15 protein-coding genes and 5 tRNA genes are annotated in these 15,956 nt (G+C 66.7%); 6 read left to right on the top strand and 14 right to left on the bottom strand.

Going from position 1 to position 15,956, the window contains the following annotated elements; translation table 11 throughout:
- Nucleotides 1-67: 67 nt before the first annotated feature.
- Entirely contained in the window at nt 68-790 is a 723-nt protein-coding gene (locus tag ACYVHH_RS12270; protein WP_460565464.1) for a response regulator, read from the bottom strand.
- Complete coding sequence (locus tag ACYVHH_RS12265; protein ID WP_460565463.1) at nt 791-2,638, bottom strand: type IV pili methyl-accepting chemotaxis transducer N-terminal domain-containing protein; 1,848 nt, start codon at nt 2,636-2,638, stop codon at nt 791-793.
- Between the two features lie 159 nt (nt 2,639-2,797).
- Here ACYVHH_RS12265 and ACYVHH_RS12260 point away from each other — a divergent pair, with 159 nt between their 5' ends.
- The 4 genes from ACYVHH_RS12260 to ACYVHH_RS12245 all read left to right on the top strand — a co-directional run bounded on the left by ACYVHH_RS12260 (nt 2,798) and on the right by ACYVHH_RS12245 (nt 6,859).
- Nucleotides 2,798-4,096 (top strand): NnrS family protein, encoded by a 1,299-nt coding sequence (locus ACYVHH_RS12260; protein ID WP_460565462.1) that lies wholly within the window; start codon nt 2,798-2,800, stop codon nt 4,094-4,096.
- 19 nt (nt 4,097-4,115) lie between these two features.
- Nucleotides 4,116-4,730: a nitroreductase family protein gene (locus ACYVHH_RS12255; RefSeq protein WP_460565461.1), complete on the top strand. Its 615-nt coding sequence runs from the start codon at nt 4,116-4,118 to the stop codon at nt 4,728-4,730.
- Between the two features lie 124 nt (nt 4,731-4,854).
- Nucleotides 4,855-6,402 (top strand): methyl-accepting chemotaxis protein, encoded by a 1,548-nt coding sequence (locus tag ACYVHH_RS12250; RefSeq protein ID WP_460565460.1) that lies wholly within the window; start codon nt 4,855-4,857, stop codon nt 6,400-6,402.
- Nucleotides 6,403-6,418: 16 nt separating this feature from the next.
- Nucleotides 6,419-6,859, top strand: coding sequence for a bacteriohemerythrin (locus ACYVHH_RS12245; protein ID WP_460565459.1), 441 nt, complete (start codon nt 6,419-6,421; stop codon nt 6,857-6,859).
- A 15-nt stretch (nt 6,860-6,874) separates the two neighbouring features.
- On the opposite strand, the gene ACYVHH_RS12240 is transcribed toward ACYVHH_RS12245, so the two are convergent.
- Nucleotides 6,875-7,555: a carbonic anhydrase gene (locus ACYVHH_RS12240; protein WP_460565458.1), complete on the bottom strand. Its 681-nt coding sequence runs from the start codon at nt 7,553-7,555 to the stop codon at nt 6,875-6,877.
- A 206-nt stretch (nt 7,556-7,761) separates the two neighbouring features.
- Here ACYVHH_RS12240 and ACYVHH_RS12235 point away from each other — a divergent pair, with 206 nt between their 5' ends.
- Nucleotides 7,762-8,037: a hypothetical protein gene (locus ACYVHH_RS12235; protein WP_460565457.1), complete on the top strand. Its 276-nt coding sequence runs from the start codon at nt 7,762-7,764 to the stop codon at nt 8,035-8,037.
- Nucleotides 8,030-8,404 carry an ATPase with chaperone activity gene (locus ACYVHH_RS12230; protein WP_460565456.1) on the top strand — a complete coding sequence of 125 codons (375 nt, stop codon included), beginning with the start codon at nt 8,030-8,032 and terminating at the stop codon, nt 8,402-8,404. The genes ACYVHH_RS12235 and ACYVHH_RS12230 overlap by 8 nt, the downstream gene beginning before the upstream one ends.
- Before the next feature lie 81 nt (nt 8,405-8,485).
- Here ACYVHH_RS12230 and ACYVHH_RS12225 read toward each other — a convergent pair.
- The 11 genes from ACYVHH_RS12225 to folC form a co-directional block, all read right to left on the bottom strand.
- Nucleotides 8,486-8,562: transfer RNA gene (locus ACYVHH_RS12225), tRNA-Asp, on the bottom strand.
- Between the two features lie 6 nt (nt 8,563-8,568).
- Nucleotides 8,569-8,644 (bottom strand) — tRNA-Glu (locus ACYVHH_RS12220).
- 47 nt (nt 8,645-8,691) lie between these two features.
- A tRNA-Asp gene (locus ACYVHH_RS12215) sits at nt 8,692-8,768 on the bottom strand.
- A gap of 6 nt (nt 8,769-8,774) precedes the next feature.
- Nucleotides 8,775-8,850 (bottom strand) — tRNA-Glu (locus ACYVHH_RS12210).
- A gap of 47 nt (nt 8,851-8,897) precedes the next feature.
- Nucleotides 8,898-8,973, bottom strand: a tRNA-Ala gene (locus ACYVHH_RS12205).
- A gap of 108 nt (nt 8,974-9,081) precedes the next feature.
- Nucleotides 9,082-10,470, bottom strand: a complete 1,389-nt coding sequence (gene gltX, locus ACYVHH_RS12200; RefSeq protein ID WP_460565455.1) for a glutamate--tRNA ligase — start codon at nt 10,468-10,470, stop codon at nt 9,082-9,084.
- A gap of 6 nt (nt 10,471-10,476) precedes the next feature.
- Nucleotides 10,477-11,688, bottom strand: coding sequence for an O-succinylhomoserine sulfhydrylase (locus tag ACYVHH_RS12195; protein ID WP_460565454.1), 1,212 nt, complete (start codon nt 11,686-11,688; stop codon nt 10,477-10,479).
- Nucleotides 11,689-11,764: 76 nt separating this feature from the next.
- The gene (gene purF, locus ACYVHH_RS12190; RefSeq protein ID WP_460565453.1) at nt 11,765-13,270 is read right to left on the bottom strand and encodes an amidophosphoribosyltransferase; all 1,506 of its coding nucleotides are present in this window, start codon (nt 13,268-13,270) and stop codon (nt 11,765-11,767) included.
- Between the two features lie 10 nt (nt 13,271-13,280).
- A complete protein-coding gene (locus ACYVHH_RS12185; protein ID WP_460565452.1) occupies nt 13,281-13,766 on the bottom strand; it encodes a CvpA family protein in 486 nt (161 codons plus the stop codon).
- Entirely contained in the window at nt 13,766-14,515 is a 750-nt protein-coding gene (locus ACYVHH_RS12180) for an SPOR domain-containing protein (protein ID WP_460565450.1), read from the bottom strand. Before ACYVHH_RS12180 ends, ACYVHH_RS12185 begins: the two co-directional genes overlap by 1 nt.
- Before the next feature lie 57 nt (nt 14,516-14,572).
- The gene (folC, locus tag ACYVHH_RS12175) at nt 14,573-15,925 is read right to left on the bottom strand and encodes a bifunctional tetrahydrofolate synthase/dihydrofolate synthase (protein WP_460565448.1); all 1,353 of its coding nucleotides are present in this window, start codon (nt 15,923-15,925) and stop codon (nt 14,573-14,575) included.
- Nucleotides 15,926-15,956: the final 31 nt, after the last annotated feature.

Here is a 15,956-nt window from a genome sequence, read left to right as displayed (position 1 = left end):
TTGCAGCGGGAAGAACGAGCGGGCGGCCCCGGGCCCTACTCCTTTGGTAGTAGTCTGTGCCTGTGGCTCAGCCCAGGCCGCGTTCGCTGGCGTACACGGCGGCGTGCACGCGGTTGCTCAGGTCCAGCTTGCGCAGGATGTGCTGCACGTGGATCTTCACCGTCGTCTCGGCAATGTCCAGCGTGCGTGCGATCTGCTTGTTGCTTTCCCCCTTGGCAATCTGGCGCAGGATCTCCGTCTCGCGCGGCGACAGGCTGTGGATCGGGTCGTCGGCGTCCAGCAGTGGTGCCGTCATGGGCAGCTCCACCACGGGCGCTGCAGCGCGGTCCGCGGCGGGTGCGGTGCCGGGCGCCTGGCGCAGCAGGCCGACGAGTTTTCCCATCATCTCGGGGCTGATCACCGAATCGCCCTCCCACACGCGCCGGATGGAGTCGCACAGGTCCTCGGTGTGGATGGTCTTGAGCAGGTAGCCGTCGGCCCCCGCGCGCAGGCCGGCGGCCAGGTCCTCCACGTTTTCGCTCACCGTCAGCATGACGATGCGGGCCGCCGAGTGGGCCTCCTTCAACCCGGCGATGGCATCCACGCCGTTCACGCCAGGCATGTGGTTGTCCAGCAGCACCAGGTCAGGCTGCAGCAAGCGCACACTGGCCAGGGCGGCGTTGGCATCGGCCGCCTCGCCCACCACGCTGAAGCGCCGGTCCTGCGACAACAGCGCGATCAGGCCCCGGCGGAACAGGTTGTGGTCGTCCACCACCAGCAGGCGGATCGGTGATGCAGTTGCTTCTTTCATTCAATCACTCAGTTCAAGACAGACCTCGGTGCCCGCGCCGGGCAGCGACTGCAGGCGCACCGCCGCGCCAATGCGCTGCGCGCGCTCGCGCATGATGTGCAGGCCCACGTGCGTGTCCTCGGCCGACGGAGCCGCAGGTTGGAATCCGCGCCCATTGTCACGCACCGTGAAGGTCCAGCGCGGCCCGCGCTGCACGCTCACCCACACCTCGCTGGCCTGCGCATGCTTGCGCACGTTGGACAACGCTTCCTGCACGATGTGCAGCACCTGCAACTGCACGTCGGACGGCAGCGCCAGGCCATCGCCCTGCAGGTCCAGGTGGGCCTCCAGGCCGCTTTGCAGCTCGAACTTGCGCAGGGTGATGCGCAGTGCCTGCTCGATGTCGGCACTGTTGGCACGGGTGCGGAAGTGCACCAGCAGCTCCCTCACGTCGTTCGTGCTTTCGCGAATGCCCGCGTCCAGCTCGTCGATCACCTGCGCCGTCTGCGCCTCGTCGGCGCGCTGCACGGCCTGCCGCAACAGCGTCATCTGTATCTTCAGGAAAGCCAGCGACTGGGCAATCGAGTCGTGCAACTCCCGCGCCAGCATCGTGCGTTCCTCGCTCACGGCCGCCTCGCGCAACAGGGCTTCGCTGCGCAGGCTCTCCATGGCGCTGGCCAGGTGCCCGGCCAGCGCGTCGTAGAGCGACCGGTCTTCGGCGTCCAGCGCTGCCTCGTGACGGTAGAACAGATCCACCTCACCCAGAACGCGCTGCTGCAACCGGATGGGCACACTGATGAGCGAGGTGTACCCCGCCTTGGCGCAATTGCCCAACCGGTAATCGTCCTCCGAGACGATGGGTATGACACGGGTGCGCGCCGTGGCCTTGGGTTGCCCGCAGGCGCACAGCCCGGCTTCCAGGCAGCGCTCCTCGTCCACCAGCTCCTGCGGCAGGCAGTCGCTGCCCAGCATCAGGTAGCGCTGGCTGGTCTCGTCGGACCACCGCACCGCCACGGCGTCCGCCCCGCTGATGCGGCGCAGCTTCTGCGCGAAGCCCCGGCCCAGCTCTTCCAGAGAATCGGCTTGCGCCAGGAAAATGCTCACCTCGTACAGCGCCTCCAGGCGCGAACGTTCCGCCTGCAAGTCCTGCGTCTTGGCCTGCACCTGGGCCTCCAGCCCGTGGTAAAGAGCACGCAGGTTTTCGGCCATGTGGTTGTAGCCCGTGGCCAGCTCCTGGAACTCCAGCAGGGACTCGGTCTCGATGCGGGTGTCGAAATCCCCCCGCTGCACGCGCTGCAAACCGCCGCGCAGCCGCTGCAAGGGCTGGATGATGAACAGGTAGCCCAGGTACAGGGCCAGCACCGCCGCCGCCACGGCAAGGCCCATCATCACGAACTGGAACAGGTTGAGCAGCGCCGTCATGCGCGACATCACGCCCTCGATCCCGCGCACCAGCCGGTCCACCTCCTGCACGAAGGCGTCCACCGAACGGGTAAGCAGCTCTGGCGGCGGCTGCACCTCGCCTGCGTCGCCCCACAGGGGGCGCATGTTGTCCCAGGCGCGCTCCACCTCGGCAAACTGCGCCATCGTGGCATCGTCCCAGGGCACCTGCAGCGGGCGCTCCGGGTCGCCTTCGCGCAGCACACGCATGGTTTCGTCCAGTTCGTACACCAGCTCGCGCTGGCGCACAGGGTCCATGCCCACCACCTTGGTGCTCACCAGCCGCCAGGCCTGCATCCGCAGACGGCCCGCCTCGTTCACCGCAGCCGCGCCGCCATCCAGCGTGCGCGTCACCCACATGGTGGAACCGATGGACACCAGCGCCAGCACCAGCAGGGCCAGACCCAGCGCCATGAATTTGGTGGACAAGCGTCTTTGTCGGGCCATGCGAGAAATTCAGGTCGGAAGAGAGTCGAACATCGTTCGAAAGAACTAGAGCGCGCGCGGCCAGACACCCAAACATCACCAATGTTGACCGACCATCGGAGGATAGCGCCAAAGTGCGCTTCGGGCCACAGTTGACACATCGTGCGCGACAAAGCCTTTTACCTCCATGCCTGGCCCGACGGCGTGGACCGTTCGGTCCACTGGCGTCCCGCCAGGCTGCTGTGGGCCCCACACCGTCTGGGGTTCGCGGCGGCGTGCCTGCTGCTCATCTGCAGCAGCCTGTGGTGGCTGTGGCTGCAGGCCACGCGCATGGGTTGGCTGCCCGTGCCTTACCTGGCGGTGTCTCCCACCATCACCCACAGCCTGCTCATGGTCTACGGCTTCATGCCGCTGTTTTTCTCGGGCTTCCTCTTCACCGCCGGGCCCAAGTGGCTGGGCGTGCAGGCTCCCCCTGCCCGCGAACTGGCCACGGCCACCCTGCTGCAAACCGTGGGCTGGCTCATGTTCATCGCGGGCAGCCACCTGCACGCTTATGTGGCGGCCAGCGGCATGGCCTTCGCCTGGGCGGGGCTGAGCTGGAACCTCTGGCGTTTCTGGCGCCTGACCCGCACCAGCACCGCCGACGACAAGACCCACCCGAAGGTGATCCTGCTCGCGGGTGCCATCGGGTCCGTGTGCCTGGCGTGCGCGGGCATCACCCTCCTGACGGGCCGGCTGGACCTCACACGGGTGTGGCTGCTCACCGGGCTGTGGGCATACGCCGCCACCACCTACATCGCCGCGGCACACCGGCTCATCCCCTTCTTCACCTCCAGCGCACTGCCCATGGTGGCCGTGTGGCGGCCCATGTGGGTGCTGTACTTCCTGCTGCTGGCAGTCGCACAGAAGGTGGCCCTGGTCTGGCTGGAGTGGTCCGGCTGGAACGTGACCACCCTGCAGACGCTCAGCAGCTTCTGGATGGCGGTCAGCGGTCTGGTCGTGCTGTGGCTGGCCTTCATGTGGGGGCTGGCGCAAAGCCTCAGCATCCGCCTGCTCGCCATGCTGCACGTCGGTTTCGTGTGGCTGGGCATCGCCTTCCTGCTGGACGCGCTTGGCCACTTCTGGTCGGTGGTCATCCGCTCGGAGCCCTGGGCGCTGGGCGCCCTGCACGCCACCACCATCGGCTTCATGGGGTCGCTCATGCTGGCCATGGTCACCCGCGTGTCCTGCGGCCACGGCGGCCGCAAGCTCGTGGCAGACAATCTCACCTGGTCGCTGTTCGGCCTGCTCCAGTTCGCCGCCCTTGCCCGGGTGGCCGCCGCCATGAGCACCGGCCAGCCCGAACTGGCCAACGCCCTGACCCTGCTGTCGGCCCTGCTGTGGAACGCCTGCGTGATACCGTGGAGCCTGCGGCTGCTCGACTGGTTTGGCCGCCCCCGCGCCGACGGCCGCCCCGACTGATACCCCGATGACACCTTCCATGCACCAGCAAGCAACGGCCTCTCAGGACAGCCATCAAGACGCCAGGCAGTGGGCGGAAACGCTCCTGCACAGCCGCCGCACCACGCTGCCCAAGCGCCTGACGGGCCCCGGCCCCGACCCGCTGCAACAGCAGTCCATCCTGCGCGCCGCCGCCGCCGCCCCCGACCACGATCAGCTGCTGCCCTGGCGCTTCATCGAAATCCCCCCCGCGCGCCGCACGGCCCTGGGCGACGCCTTTGCCGCAGCGCTGCTGGAGCGCGACCCCCAGGCCAGCCCGGAAGAGGTAGCCCAGGCCCGCGAAAAAGCCCACCGCTCCCCCTGGCTGCTGCTGGCCGTGGCCCGTCTGCAAGACGAACACACCGACGTCTCCGCGCAAGACCGGCTGGTCTCGGCCGGGGCGGCCATCCAGAACATGCTGCTCATGGCCACGGCCCTGGGCTTTGGTTCCAGCCTCACCAGCGGCAAGGCCATGGAGTCCCAGGCCATTCGCAACCTGTTCCGCCTGGGGCCGGGTGAACAGGCGCTGTGCTTCGTCAATGTCGGCACCATCGGCACCGAGCGGCGCCCCCGGCAGCGCCCAGACGTCGCCGCTTACTGGTCCTGCCTGGACTGACGCCGCCCCCCGGGCGGGCGGGCTCTTTCATACTCCGGATAGTTCCTTTGCACACCCCCGCCAGGGGGGTGGATAGTACCTGCGGGTGATCCCCACGCATGCCCTGAATTCTTACGATCAAGGCATGAAATTCAACAACTTGAAGATAGGCACCCGCCTCGGCCTCGGGTTCGGCCTTCTCATCTTTCTCTCTGTCCTGGCCGTGGCAATCGCCATCCTCCGCCTCACCGGGATTGGCGGCATCAACACCCGCATCATCGAATCCGAATGGGTCAAGGCGCAGGCGGCAAGCACCATCAACGCCACCACGCGTGCCAACGCGCGGCGCACGATGGAGCTGCTCATCAGCACCGACGCGGCACACATGGCCCGGGTCAAGGAACGCATTGCCAGCAACAAGAAAGACATTGACGTTGCGCTGGAAACCCTGGACCGCCTGGTCTACCTGCAAGAGGGCAAAGACCTGCTCGCCACGCTGAAGCAGGCGCGTGCCCAGTACGTCGCCTCCTTCGGGCGCGTGGCGCAGCTGGTTGACGCAGGTGACCGCGAAGGCGCCACCCGCCTGATGCTCACCGAGACGCTCCCCGCGCTCGACGCCTTGCAGCAGCCTATCGACCAGCTCAACGCGCTGCAGCAGAAGCTCGTCGCCGCCAGCAGCGCCGAGGTGCAGTCCAGCATCGTGGCGTCGCGCCAGCTGCTGCTGGGGCTGGGCCTGGCCAGCGCGCTCATCGCCGTGGGGTTCGCCATGTGGGTCACGCGTTCCATCACCCGCCCCCTGCGCGAAGCCGTCACGCTGTCACAGCGGGTGGCGCAAGGCCACCTGGACAACCACATCACGGTCGACAGCCGCGACGAATGCGGGCAGCTGCTGGAAGCGCTGCGCGACATGAACGACAGCCTCACCCGCATCGTCAGCCAGGTTCGCCAGGGCGCCGACGGCATGGCCACGGCCACCAGCCAGATCGCTGCGGGCAACCTGGACCTCTCGTCGCGCACCGAGGAGCAGGCCAGCGCGCTGGAAGAAACGGCAGCCTCGATGGCCGAACTCACCCAGACCGTGAAGCAGAACTACGACAGCGGCAGGCACGCCAACCAGCTGGCCGAGTCCGCCTCCGAAGTGGCCGTCAAGGGCGGCACCGTGGTGGGTCAGGTCGTTGACACCATGGAAGCCATCAACGCGTCGTCCAAGCGCATTGCCGACATCATCGGCGTCATCGACGGCATCGCCTTCCAGACCAACATCCTCGCGCTCAACGCCGCCGTGGAAGCAGCGCGCGCGGGCGAGCAGGGCCGTGGCTTTGCCGTGGTGGCCAGCGAGGTGCGCAGCCTGGCCGGGCGCTCGGCCACCGCCGCCAAGGAGATCAAGGACCTGATCGGCAACTCCGTCGAAAACGTGTCCCAGGGCTGCAAGCTCGTGGAACAGGCGGGCAGCACGATGGACGAGATCGTCGTGCATGTGCGCCGCGTGGCCGACCTGATGCGCGAAGTCACCATGGCCAGCCAGGACCAGTCCAGCGGGCTGGATCAGATCAACCAGGCCGTGGGCCAGATGGACCAGGTGACACAGCAGAACGCGGCCCTGGTCGAAGAGTCGGCCGCCGCCGCTCAATCCCTTGAACACCAGGCCAAAGCGCTGGTGCAGGCGGTCAGCGTGTTCCGCCTCGCCGCCTGAAACAGGAGACAACAGCATGGCTTACTTCCAATGGGCCGATGACATGGTCATCGACAACGGCCCCATCGACGCGGATCACCGCCATCTGGTCGATCTGGTCAACCAGTTGCACACCGCCACGAGCGAGGGCCGTGGCGTCGAGGTCGTCGGCCAGATCCTGGAAGAACTCATCCGCTACACCAGCGACCACCTGCGCCGCGAGGAAGCCCAGATGGAGGCCGTGCACTTTCCCAACCTGGAAGGCCACCGCAAGGGCCACGCCCACTTCGTGGACAGCCTGCGCGAACTGCAGCAGCGCTACGAGGCGGGCCACATCACCGTGGCCGCGCAGCTGTCCTCCGTGCTGCGCGACTGGCTCTCGCTGCACATCCGCCGCTCCGACAAGGAGCTGCTCGAGTTCATCCGTCGCGTGCAGGCCGGAACCGTCTCACCCCTGCGGCAACTCCCCCGGGGCTGAGGCCGGGCCCCAGCCTCACACTTCTGGGATCTGCCCGTCGTTCTCCACATAGGGCGGGTACGGCCCAGTGCCGCTGTGCTGCGCCTGCGACGCGGGCACGAAACCGCCCGTTGCGCCATCGAACACGTGCACCTCGCCGTCCTCGATCACGAAGTGCCATCCGTGGAGCTGCAGCGTCCCCGCCTCCACGCCTGCGCGCACCATCGGGTAGTCCAGCAGCCGCTCCAGCTGCAGCACCACGCTGCGCTGTTCGGTGCGCCGCAGCGCCTCTTTGGTGGTCTGCACCGGCAGCAGGGCCTCGTCCACCAGGTGCAGCCAGCTCGTCAACGCGGGCGCCCCCTCGGGCACGCCCTCGTAGGCGGCACGTATGGCCCCGCAGTGGCTGTGCCCGCAGACGATGATGTGCTCCACCCTCAGGCTCAGCACCGCGTACTCCACGCCCGCCATCGTGCCGTGCAGGCCGTGCGAGCCATCGTACGGCGGCACCAGCGCCCCCACGTTGCGAACGATGAACAGGTCACCCGGGCCCGCGCCGGTCAACAGCCAGGGCACCACGCGAGAGTCCGAACAGCCAATGAACAAGGTCTTCGGGTGCTGGCCGCCGGCCACCAGGTCCTGAAACCTTTGCTGGTGACGCGGAAAATAGTCCGAATGGAACTCTTGCAAACGGGTCAGCAGGTCGTCGGTCGAATCCATGGCGCGTGTGGGAAAGCTCTTGTACCCGCCAAGGTTGCCTCAGGCCCGCCTGGCTGTACATCCCTCTGACGGGATAGTCATTCCGGACAGTGCGCCCCCACCGCCAGACGGCGCAGGCCCTACCAAGTGCGTATCGATTTTTGATACGCATGCCGCCAACAATGGCTTCAAGCGCGGCACATGAAACGTGCCCCAAGGAGCCACACATGCACACATCCAACGTCCTCTACCTGGGCATGCACGCCAACCCCACGGCCATTCACCGGGCCGCAGAAAACCAGGGCAAGGCTTGGCACAATCCAGGGATGACCACAGGGAGACCCATGAACGCCTGCCACCGCTGCGGCGCCACCGCCTACCGACCCATCCTGGACCGCGACGCCCTGGGCGCCATGCGCCCCACCGGCCGCTACCAGTGCGTGCGCTGCAAGTTTTCATTCACCAACGTGCGCGAATGGCGCGATGGGGCCACCCATGGATGAGTCCCAACTGCTTGTCCCCGAATCCTTTGTCGAACTGCACGTGCCGCCCGGGCAGCGCAAGCCCGCCATTGACCGCGCCAGCCTGGCGCTGCGGTTCGAACTGTGCGAAGACATGGCGCAAATGCTCACCGAGCACGCTTCTCAGGTGCTGGTGAAGCTCGGCATCACCGAAGGCGATGTGCTGGCGCGCATGCTGCAGGGCCTGGTGGCCGACGAAGGCCGCCTGAGCGAAGGCGAAGCACTCTGGGTGGTGAGCCGGCTGGCGGAACTGCTGCAATGGCCGCTGCCTGCCGGGCTGGCCGCGCCGCTGGGCGAGGAAGCCCAGGCCTGGTGGCAACTGCAGCTTGCCCGGGCTGCCACGGCTTGAAGGGGCCAGTGGGCGGGTAGGCAGCCCTTTTCGCGCGCCCAATGAAAAAGCCCACCATAGGTGGGCTTGATCAATGTGTGTTGGCGGAGTGGACGGGGCTCGAACCCGCGACCCCCGGCGTGACAGGCCGGTATTCTAACCAACTGAACTACCACTCCTGGAAGTGGCGACCCTACGGGGATTCGAACCCCGGTACTCACCGTGAAAGGGTGATGTCCTAGGCCTCTAGACGATAGGGTCAAACCTGGACAAAAAAATACCCACTTTGTGGGCATTTTTTCAAATTTTGGCGGAGTGGACGGGGCTCGAACCCGCGACCCCCGGCGTGACAGGCCGGTATTCTAACCAACTGAACTACCACTCCTGGTAGTGGCGACCCTACGGGGATTCGAACCCCGGTACTCACCGTGAAAGGGTGATGTCCTAGGCCTCTAGACGATAGGGTCAAACCTAGAAAACTTTCTGCTTGTTGAACCAGCCAAACCATTTTTGATGGTGGAGGTAAGCGGGATCGAACCGCTGACCTCTTGCATGCCATGCAAGCGCTCTCCCAGCTGAGCTATACCCCCATGGCTGCTTCAACATGCACATCAACTTCTGCGAATCACCCCTTGTTGCCTTGGAGCGTTTTGCTTTTGTTGTTGTGCATCAGCAAGACTCGAATTATAGACACATTTTCAAGCGTTTTTCAACTTGCCCAGAATTTTTTCGCGGGACTGCAAAGCCAGCACCGCATCCAGCGACGGCGTCTGCGGCGTGCCCATCACGAGCACGCGCACCGGCATGGCCAGCTGCGGCATCTTCAGGCCGTGGGCGGCCAGCGCTTCCTTCAATGCGGTGGCAATCGCTGCCTTCTCCCACTCGCACGCGGCCAACTTGTCGGCCAGGGTGGCGAGTGCGGGCCTCACCGCGTCGGTCACGTGCTGGGCCAGGTCCTCGGCGCTGGGCACCGCGTCCACGTAGAAGGCGCGCGCCCAGCCAGCCAGCGCCACCGTGGTGTCGCAACGGTCCTTGAACAGGCCGCAGATGGCGGCCAGCCGGTCGTCGGCGGCAATGCCTTCCTTGGCCAGGTGCTTGGCCACCAGGCCCGCCAGCTCGTCGTCCGCCGTCAGCTTCATGTGCTGGCTGTTCACCCAGCGCAGCTTGGCCTCGTCAAACTGCGCGGCGCTGCGGCCCAGGTGGTCCAGATCGAACCACTGCAGGAACTGCTCGCGGCTGAAGATTTCGTCATCGCCGTGGCTCCAGCCCAGGCGCGCCAGGTAGTTCACCATGGCATCGGGCAGGTAGCCTTCGTCGCGGTACCAGGTCACGGGCTTGGCGCCGTGGCGCTTGCTCATCTTCTCGCCCTGCTCGTTCAGCACGGTGGGCAGGTGGGCAAACACGGGCACCTCGGCACCCAGGGCCTCGAAGATGTGGATCTGGCGCGGCGTGTTGTTCACGTGGTCGTCACCGCGGATCACATGGGTGATGCGCATGTCCATGTCGTCCACGCAAACGCAGAAGTTGTAGGTCGGCGTGCCGTCCGGGCGCGCAATCACCAGGTCGTCCAGCTCACTGTTCTGGAATTCGATGCGGCCCTTGCACTTGTCGTCCCAGCCCACCACGCCTTCCTGGGGGGTCTTGAAACGCAGCACCGGCTTCACGCCCTGGGGCACGGGCGGCAGCACCTTGCCCGGCTCGGGGCGCCAGGTGCCGTCGTAGCGCGGTTTTTCCTTGTTGGCCATCTGGCGCTCGCGCAAGGCGTCCAGCTCTTCCACGCTCATGTAGCAGGGGTACACGTGCCCCGCCGCCTGCAGCTGGGCCAGCACTTCCTTGTAGCGGTCCATGCGCTGCATCTGGTAGAACGGACCTTCGTCGTGGCCCAGCCGCAGCCACTCCATGCCTTCAAGAATGACGTCCACCGATGCCTGGGTGGAACGCTCCTGGTCGGTGTCTTCGATGCGCAGGATGAAGTCGCCGCCGTTGGCACGGGCAAAGGCCCAGGGGTACAGGGCCGAGCGGATGTTGCCCAGGTGGATGAAGCCGGTGGGCGACGGAGCGAAACGGGTGCGGACGCGTTGTGTCATAAAAATTTACAGGGTGTTCAGGCCACGGGCGATATCGTTGCGCACGTCTTCGGGGTGTTCCAACCCCACAGCCACGCGGATCAGCCCCTGGCCGATGCCAGCAGACTGGCGCTGCGCCTCGGACAGCTTGCCGTGCGAGGTGCTGGCGGGGTGGGACAGCAGTGTCTTGGTGTCGCCCAGGTTGGTGCACAGCGAGAGGGTCTGCAGAGCATCAAGCACGTGGAAGGCACGCTGGCGCGCCTGCTCGGGGCCCTCCGCCTTTACCTCGAAGGACAGCACCGCGCCGCCCACGCCAGACATCTGCTTCATGGCCAGCGCGTGCTGCGGGTGGCTCTCCAGCGCGGGGTAGTACACGCGGGCCACGGCGGGGTGCGCCTGCAGCCACTGCGCCAGCTCCATTGCCAGGGCGCTCTGGGCACGCATGCGGATGTCCAGCGTCTCCAGCCCCTTGAGCACCACCCACGCGTTGAACGGCGACAACACCATGCCGCTGTTTTTCTGCACAGGCAGGAATTTCTCCACCACCATCTTCTCGCTGGCGCACAGGGCGCCCGCCATCACGCGGCCCTGCCCGTCCAGGTACTTGGTGCCGGAATGCATGACGATGTCCGCCCCCAGCTCCAGCGGTCGCTGCAGGGCCGGGGTGGCAAAGCAATTGTCCACCGCCAGCAGGGCACCGGCGTTGTGCGCCAGGTCGGCCAGCGCGGCAATGTCGCAGACCTCGGTGAGCGGGTTGGTCGGCGTCTCGGCAAACATCAGCCGGGTGCTGGGCCGAATGGCCGCCTTCCAGGCCTGCAGATCGGTCTGCGGCACCACCGAAGTCTCCACGCCAAAGCGCGCGAACTCCGAGCCGATCAGCTTGAGCGTGGAGCCGAACATCGACTGCGAGATGATCACGTGGTCACCAGCCTTGAGCAGGCTGAAGCACATCAGCATCACGGCAGCCATACCGGACGCCGTGGCCATCGCCGCCTCGCTGCCCTCCAGCGCGGCCAGGCGCTGTTCGAAGCTGGTCACCGTGGGGTTGCTGGAGCGGCCGTAGGTGTAGCCCTCTTCCTCGCCCGCAAAGCGGCGCGCTGACACCTCGGCGCTGGGCTGCACGAAGCCACTGGTCAGGAACAGCGCTTCGGAGTTCTCACCGTACTGCGTGCGCGCCACGGCGGCACGAACCGCCAAGGTCTCGCGGTGCAGGCCCTTCAGGGGGTCCTTCATGGTCATGCCTCCCGTCGAGCCGCCTCAAGGGAGGCATGCGCCCCCTCGGGGGGCAGCGAATGAAGTGAGCGTGGGGGCGTCATCATGCCTCCTGCGAATTCGGCAGCGTCAGGCGCGAGGTGACGCCATCGTCCTCCTCGCCGCCCACACGCTTCTCGTTCAGGCGCACCACGTCGTCAGACGTCACGTCGCCAGTCACGTACACGCCGTCGAAGCACGAAGCTTCGAAACCGCACAGGCTGGTGTTCAGCGCGCCCACGGCCTTCTTCATCGCGTCCACGTCCTGGTAGATCAGCGCGTCGCAGCCAATGATCTGGCGGATCTCTTCCACCGTGCGGCCATGGGCCACCAGCTCGTCCTTCGTGGGCATGTCAATGCCATACACGTTGGGGTAGCGCACCGGCGGCGCGGCGCTGGCCATGTAGACCTTGTTGGCACCGGCGTCGCGCGCCATCTGCACGATCTCCTTGGACGTGGTGCCGCGCACGATGGAGTCGTCCACCAGCAGCACGTTGCGGCCCTTGAATTCGCTGGCAATCACGTTGAGCTTCTGGCGCACGGACTTCTTGCGCACGGCCTGGCCGGGCATGATGAAGGTGCGGCCCACGTAACGGTTCTTCACGAAGCCTTCGCGGTAAGGCTTGCCCAGCAGGTGCGCCAGTTCGGTGGCACTGGGGCGGCTGGACTCGGGAATGGGAATGACCACATCGATCTGGTCGGGCGGCACGGTGGACACCACACGCTTGGCCAGCGTCTCGCCCATGTTCAGGCGCGCCTGGTAGACCGAGATGCCATCCATGGTGGAGTCGGGCCGCGCCAGGTAGACGAATTCGAAAATGCAGGGGTAGAGCTGCGGGTTCGCGGCGCACTGCTGACTGCTCACCTTGCCGTCCAGGCTGATGAAGACGGCCTCGCCCGGGGCGATGTCGCGCTCGAACTCGTGGCCGGTGCCTTCCAGCGCCACGGACTCGCTGGCCACCATCACGGTGCCATCCTTGCTGCGGCCCATGCACAGGGGGCGGATGCCGTAGGGGTCGCGGAAGGCCAGCAGACCATGCCCGGCGATCAGCGCCACCACGGCGTAGGAGCCCTTGATGCGCTTGTGCACCTCGCGCACGGCGGCAAACACGTCATCGGCCTGCAGCGGCACGCCACGGGTGGACTTCTCCAACTCGTGGGCGATCACGTTGAGCAGCACCTCGGAGTCGCTCTCGGTGTTGATGTGGCGGTGGTCCAGCTGGAACAGCTCGTTCTTCAGCGCGTGGGCGTTGGTGAGGTTGCCGTTGTGCGCCATCACAATGCCGAACGGTGCGTTCACGTAGAAGGGCTGCGCCTCTTCCTCGCTGAAGGCATTGCCTGCCGTGGGGTAGCGCACCTGGCCCAGGCCGCAGTTGCCCGGCAGCGCACGCATGTTGCGGGTACGGAAGACATCACGCACCATGCCCTTGGCCTTGTGCATGAAGAACTTGCGGTCCAGCTGGGTGACGATGCCAGCAGCATCCTGCCCGCGGTGCTGCAACAGCAACAGCGCATCGTAGATCAGCTGATTGACGGGAGAGCTGCTGACCGCAGCGACGATTCCACACATGGCATTGTCCTCAGGGAAAATAGGGAGCTAGGTTGTCGGGCATGGTGCCCTTGACGGCATGCAGTCCGGCTTCCAGCCAGGCCGCCCCCACCGATGCACGCCAGTCATTGTTGTCTTTGAGCGGTGTCATGTGCACCACCAGGGCCACCGCCAGCAGGATCACCACGCCGCGCAGCAGACCAAAGGCCGCCCCCAGCGTCCGGTCGACCGGGCGCAGCCCTACGGATTCGATTCCCTTCTTGATGAGCCAGGCCAGCAGGCCGGACGCGAAGGCCACCCCCACGAACACCACGGCAAAACCGGCCGCGTAGCGCAGGGGCTCGGCGGTGTCGCCCAGGGGCAGCAGCACGGCCGCCTCGTCGGCATACCACTGCGCCAGGAAGAAGGCCGCCACCCACCCCGCCACCGACAGGACCTCGAACACGAGGCCGCGCCAGACGCCGATGAACACCGACGCCAGCAACACCAGCAGCAGGAAGATGTCGACAGCGGCCATCAGAGTGTGAGGATGGCAGCGGGCAGACCAAGGCTCTTGACCTTGTTCGCGGCCTTTTCGGCCTCGGCCCGGGAATCGAAGGGCCCCAGGCGCACACGGATGCGCTTGCCCTCGGGCGTGTCCGCCACGTGGGTGTATGTCTTGAGGCCGGCACGCTCCAGGCGCTGGCGCACCTCGCTGGCACGCGCCTGATCGGCGAACGCGCCCACCTGCACCACCACGCGGGCTGCCGGAGCGGTCTTGCCGTCCAGCAGGGCCTGGGCACGCGCGGCATCCACAGGCGCGGGCGCTGCGGCGGGTTTGGCGGCCTCGGGGGCAGGCGCGGGGGCCGGTTTTGGCGCGGGCGCAGGTGCAGGCTCCGCCGGTTTGCTGGCAGGCTCTGCAGCCGGTTTGGCTGCAACTTCCACCTTGGCCGGAGCCTGAGGCGCGGGGGGCTCCGCTTTCGCAGGCGCCTTGGCCACGGCCTCCTCGCCATCCGCCAGGCCATCCACCTTCGCGGCAGACGCCTGGGGTTTCTCGGCGGGCAGGCTCAACGGCTTCACGCCGTTCTTGGCCGGAATATCGATGGAGATGTCCACCGGGATGGGGCGCGGCTGGGTGTCGAACAGCAGGGGCAGACCGATCACGCCAGCCAGCACGAGCACACTCGCGCCGATGAGGCGATGCCGGGCACGACGGCGCACCGCCTCGATGGTGGGTGGCTGCGACGGGCTGGCATTGCCCTGCCCGCCAGGACGGAGTTTGAACATTCGCCGGTTTCGCTCTTGGGAAGACCGCGCAGCGTCACGAACGGTCGGTTCGAGGCGTCAGGGCTGCAAATGCCTGGCCGCCAGGCGGGGCACCCCGTTGCGCAAAACGCCGCCCACGGTGAAGAAGGAACCAAAAACCACGATTCTATCAGCCGGGTCTGCCTGGGCGACCGCCGCGTCCAGCGCCTGCTGGGGGTCGGCGTGCTGGCTGCTGCGCACATCGGGCCGCTGGTTGGTGCCCTGCCAGATGGCGGACAGGTCCATCGCCCTGGCGGCACGCGCCAGCGGCAGGTCGGTGAAGTACCAGCGGTCGATCAGCGGGCCCACCCGCTCGAACATCACACGCAGGTCCTTATCGGCCATGGCCCCAAAAACCGCGTGCGTGGTGGGGTAGAAACCCATGGCGTCCAGGTTTTCGGCCAGGGCGGCCACGGAATGGGGGTTGTGCGCCACGTCCAGCACCAGCGTGGGCTGGCCAGGCACGATCTGGAAGCGCCCGGGCAACTCCACCATGGCCAGGCCATTGCGCACGGCCTGCGCTGTCACCGGCAGGCGCTGGTGCAGGGCTTCCAGCGCCGCCAGCACGCCCGACGCGTTGACCAGCTGGTTGGCCCCGCGCAGCGCTGGGTAGGCCAGCCCGCTGTAGCGGCGGCTGCGCCCCGTCCAACCCCATTGCTGCTTGTCCCCGGCAAAGTGGAAGTCGCGCCCCAGGCGCCACAGGTCGGCACCCACCTCCATTGCGCGGTCCAGCACGCTCTGCGGCGGCACCGGGTCGCTCACCACCACCGGGCGCCCAGTGCGCATGATGCCGGCCTTCTCATAGCCTATGGCCTCGCGGTCGGGCCCCAGGAATTCCATGTGGTCCAGGTCGATGCTGGTGATGATGGAGCAATCGGCATCCAGCACGTTCACGGCGTCCAGCCGCCCGCCCAGGCCCACTTCAAGAATGATCACATCCAGCCCGGCGCGCGCCAGCGTCAGCACGATGGCCAGGGTGGTGAACTCGAAATACGTCAGCGACACCTCGGGCTGCGCCGCGCCGTCACCCCGGCGTGCGGCCTCCACCTCGGCAAAGGCGGGCAGCAGCGCCTCGGCAGGGGCCACCTCGCCCCGAATGCGGCAGCGCTCCTCGAAGTGCACGAGGTGCGGCGAGGTGTAGACGCCCGTGCGGTAGCCCGCCTGCTGATAAATGGCTTCCAGCATGGCGCAGGTGGAGCCCTTGCCATTGGTGCCAGCCACGGTGATCACCGGGCATGCCGGCTGCAGACCCTGGCCTTGATTGAGGCGCTGGGCCACAGTGCGCACCCGGTCCAGCCCCATTTCTATGGTCTGGGGGTGCAGGCGTTCGCAATGTTCCAGCCATTGCAGCAGGGTGGTGGGCAGGGGCAGATCGTGCGCGTGGGAAGACATCCCCGTATTGTCGCAGCGCCCACATGCCCCG

The organism is Hydrogenophaga aquatica (assembly GCF_054780915.1).
The sequence above is the reverse complement of the archived record's forward strand: the minus strand, read 5'-3'. Positions and strand labels throughout refer to the sequence as shown.

What these genes read in the sequence shown, in the direction of transcription:
- gltX (WP_460565455.1), bottom strand. Translation starts at nt 10,470, where the DNA reads ATGACACAACGCGTCCGCACCCGTTTCGCTCCGTCGCCCACCGGCTTC.
- ACYVHH_RS12255 (WP_460565461.1), top strand. Translation starts at nt 4,116, where the DNA reads ATGCACCAGCAAGCAACGGCCTCTCAGGACAGCCATCAAGACGCCAGG.
- ACYVHH_RS12195 (WP_460565454.1), bottom strand. Translation starts at nt 11,688, where the DNA reads ATGACCATGAAGGACCCCCTGAAGGGCCTGCACCGCGAGACCTTGGCG.
- ACYVHH_RS12240 (WP_460565458.1), bottom strand. Translation starts at nt 7,555, where the DNA reads ATGGATTCGACCGACGACCTGCTGACCCGTTTGCAAGAGTTCCATTCG.
- ACYVHH_RS12185 (WP_460565452.1), bottom strand. Translation starts at nt 13,766, where the DNA reads ATGGCCGCTGTCGACATCTTCCTGCTGCTGGTGTTGCTGGCGTCGGTG.
- ACYVHH_RS12235 (WP_460565457.1), top strand. Translation starts at nt 7,762, where the DNA reads ATGCACACATCCAACGTCCTCTACCTGGGCATGCACGCCAACCCCACG.
- ACYVHH_RS12270 (WP_460565464.1), bottom strand. Translation starts at nt 790, where the DNA reads ATGAAAGAAGCAACTGCATCACCGATCCGCCTGCTGGTGGTGGACGAC.
- folC (WP_460565448.1), bottom strand. Translation starts at nt 15,925, where the DNA reads ATGTCTTCCCACGCGCACGATCTGCCCCTGCCCACCACCCTGCTGCAA.
- ACYVHH_RS12230 (WP_460565456.1), top strand. Translation starts at nt 8,030, where the DNA reads ATGGATGAGTCCCAACTGCTTGTCCCCGAATCCTTTGTCGAACTGCAC.
- purF (WP_460565453.1), bottom strand. Translation starts at nt 13,270, where the DNA reads ATGTGTGGAATCGTCGCTGCGGTCAGCAGCTCTCCCGTCAATCAGCTG.
- ACYVHH_RS12250 (WP_460565460.1), top strand. Translation starts at nt 4,855, where the DNA reads ATGAAATTCAACAACTTGAAGATAGGCACCCGCCTCGGCCTCGGGTTC.
- ACYVHH_RS12180 (WP_460565450.1), bottom strand. Translation starts at nt 14,515, where the DNA reads ATGTTCAAACTCCGTCCTGGCGGGCAGGGCAATGCCAGCCCGTCGCAG.
- ACYVHH_RS12245 (WP_460565459.1), top strand. Translation starts at nt 6,419, where the DNA reads ATGGCTTACTTCCAATGGGCCGATGACATGGTCATCGACAACGGCCCC.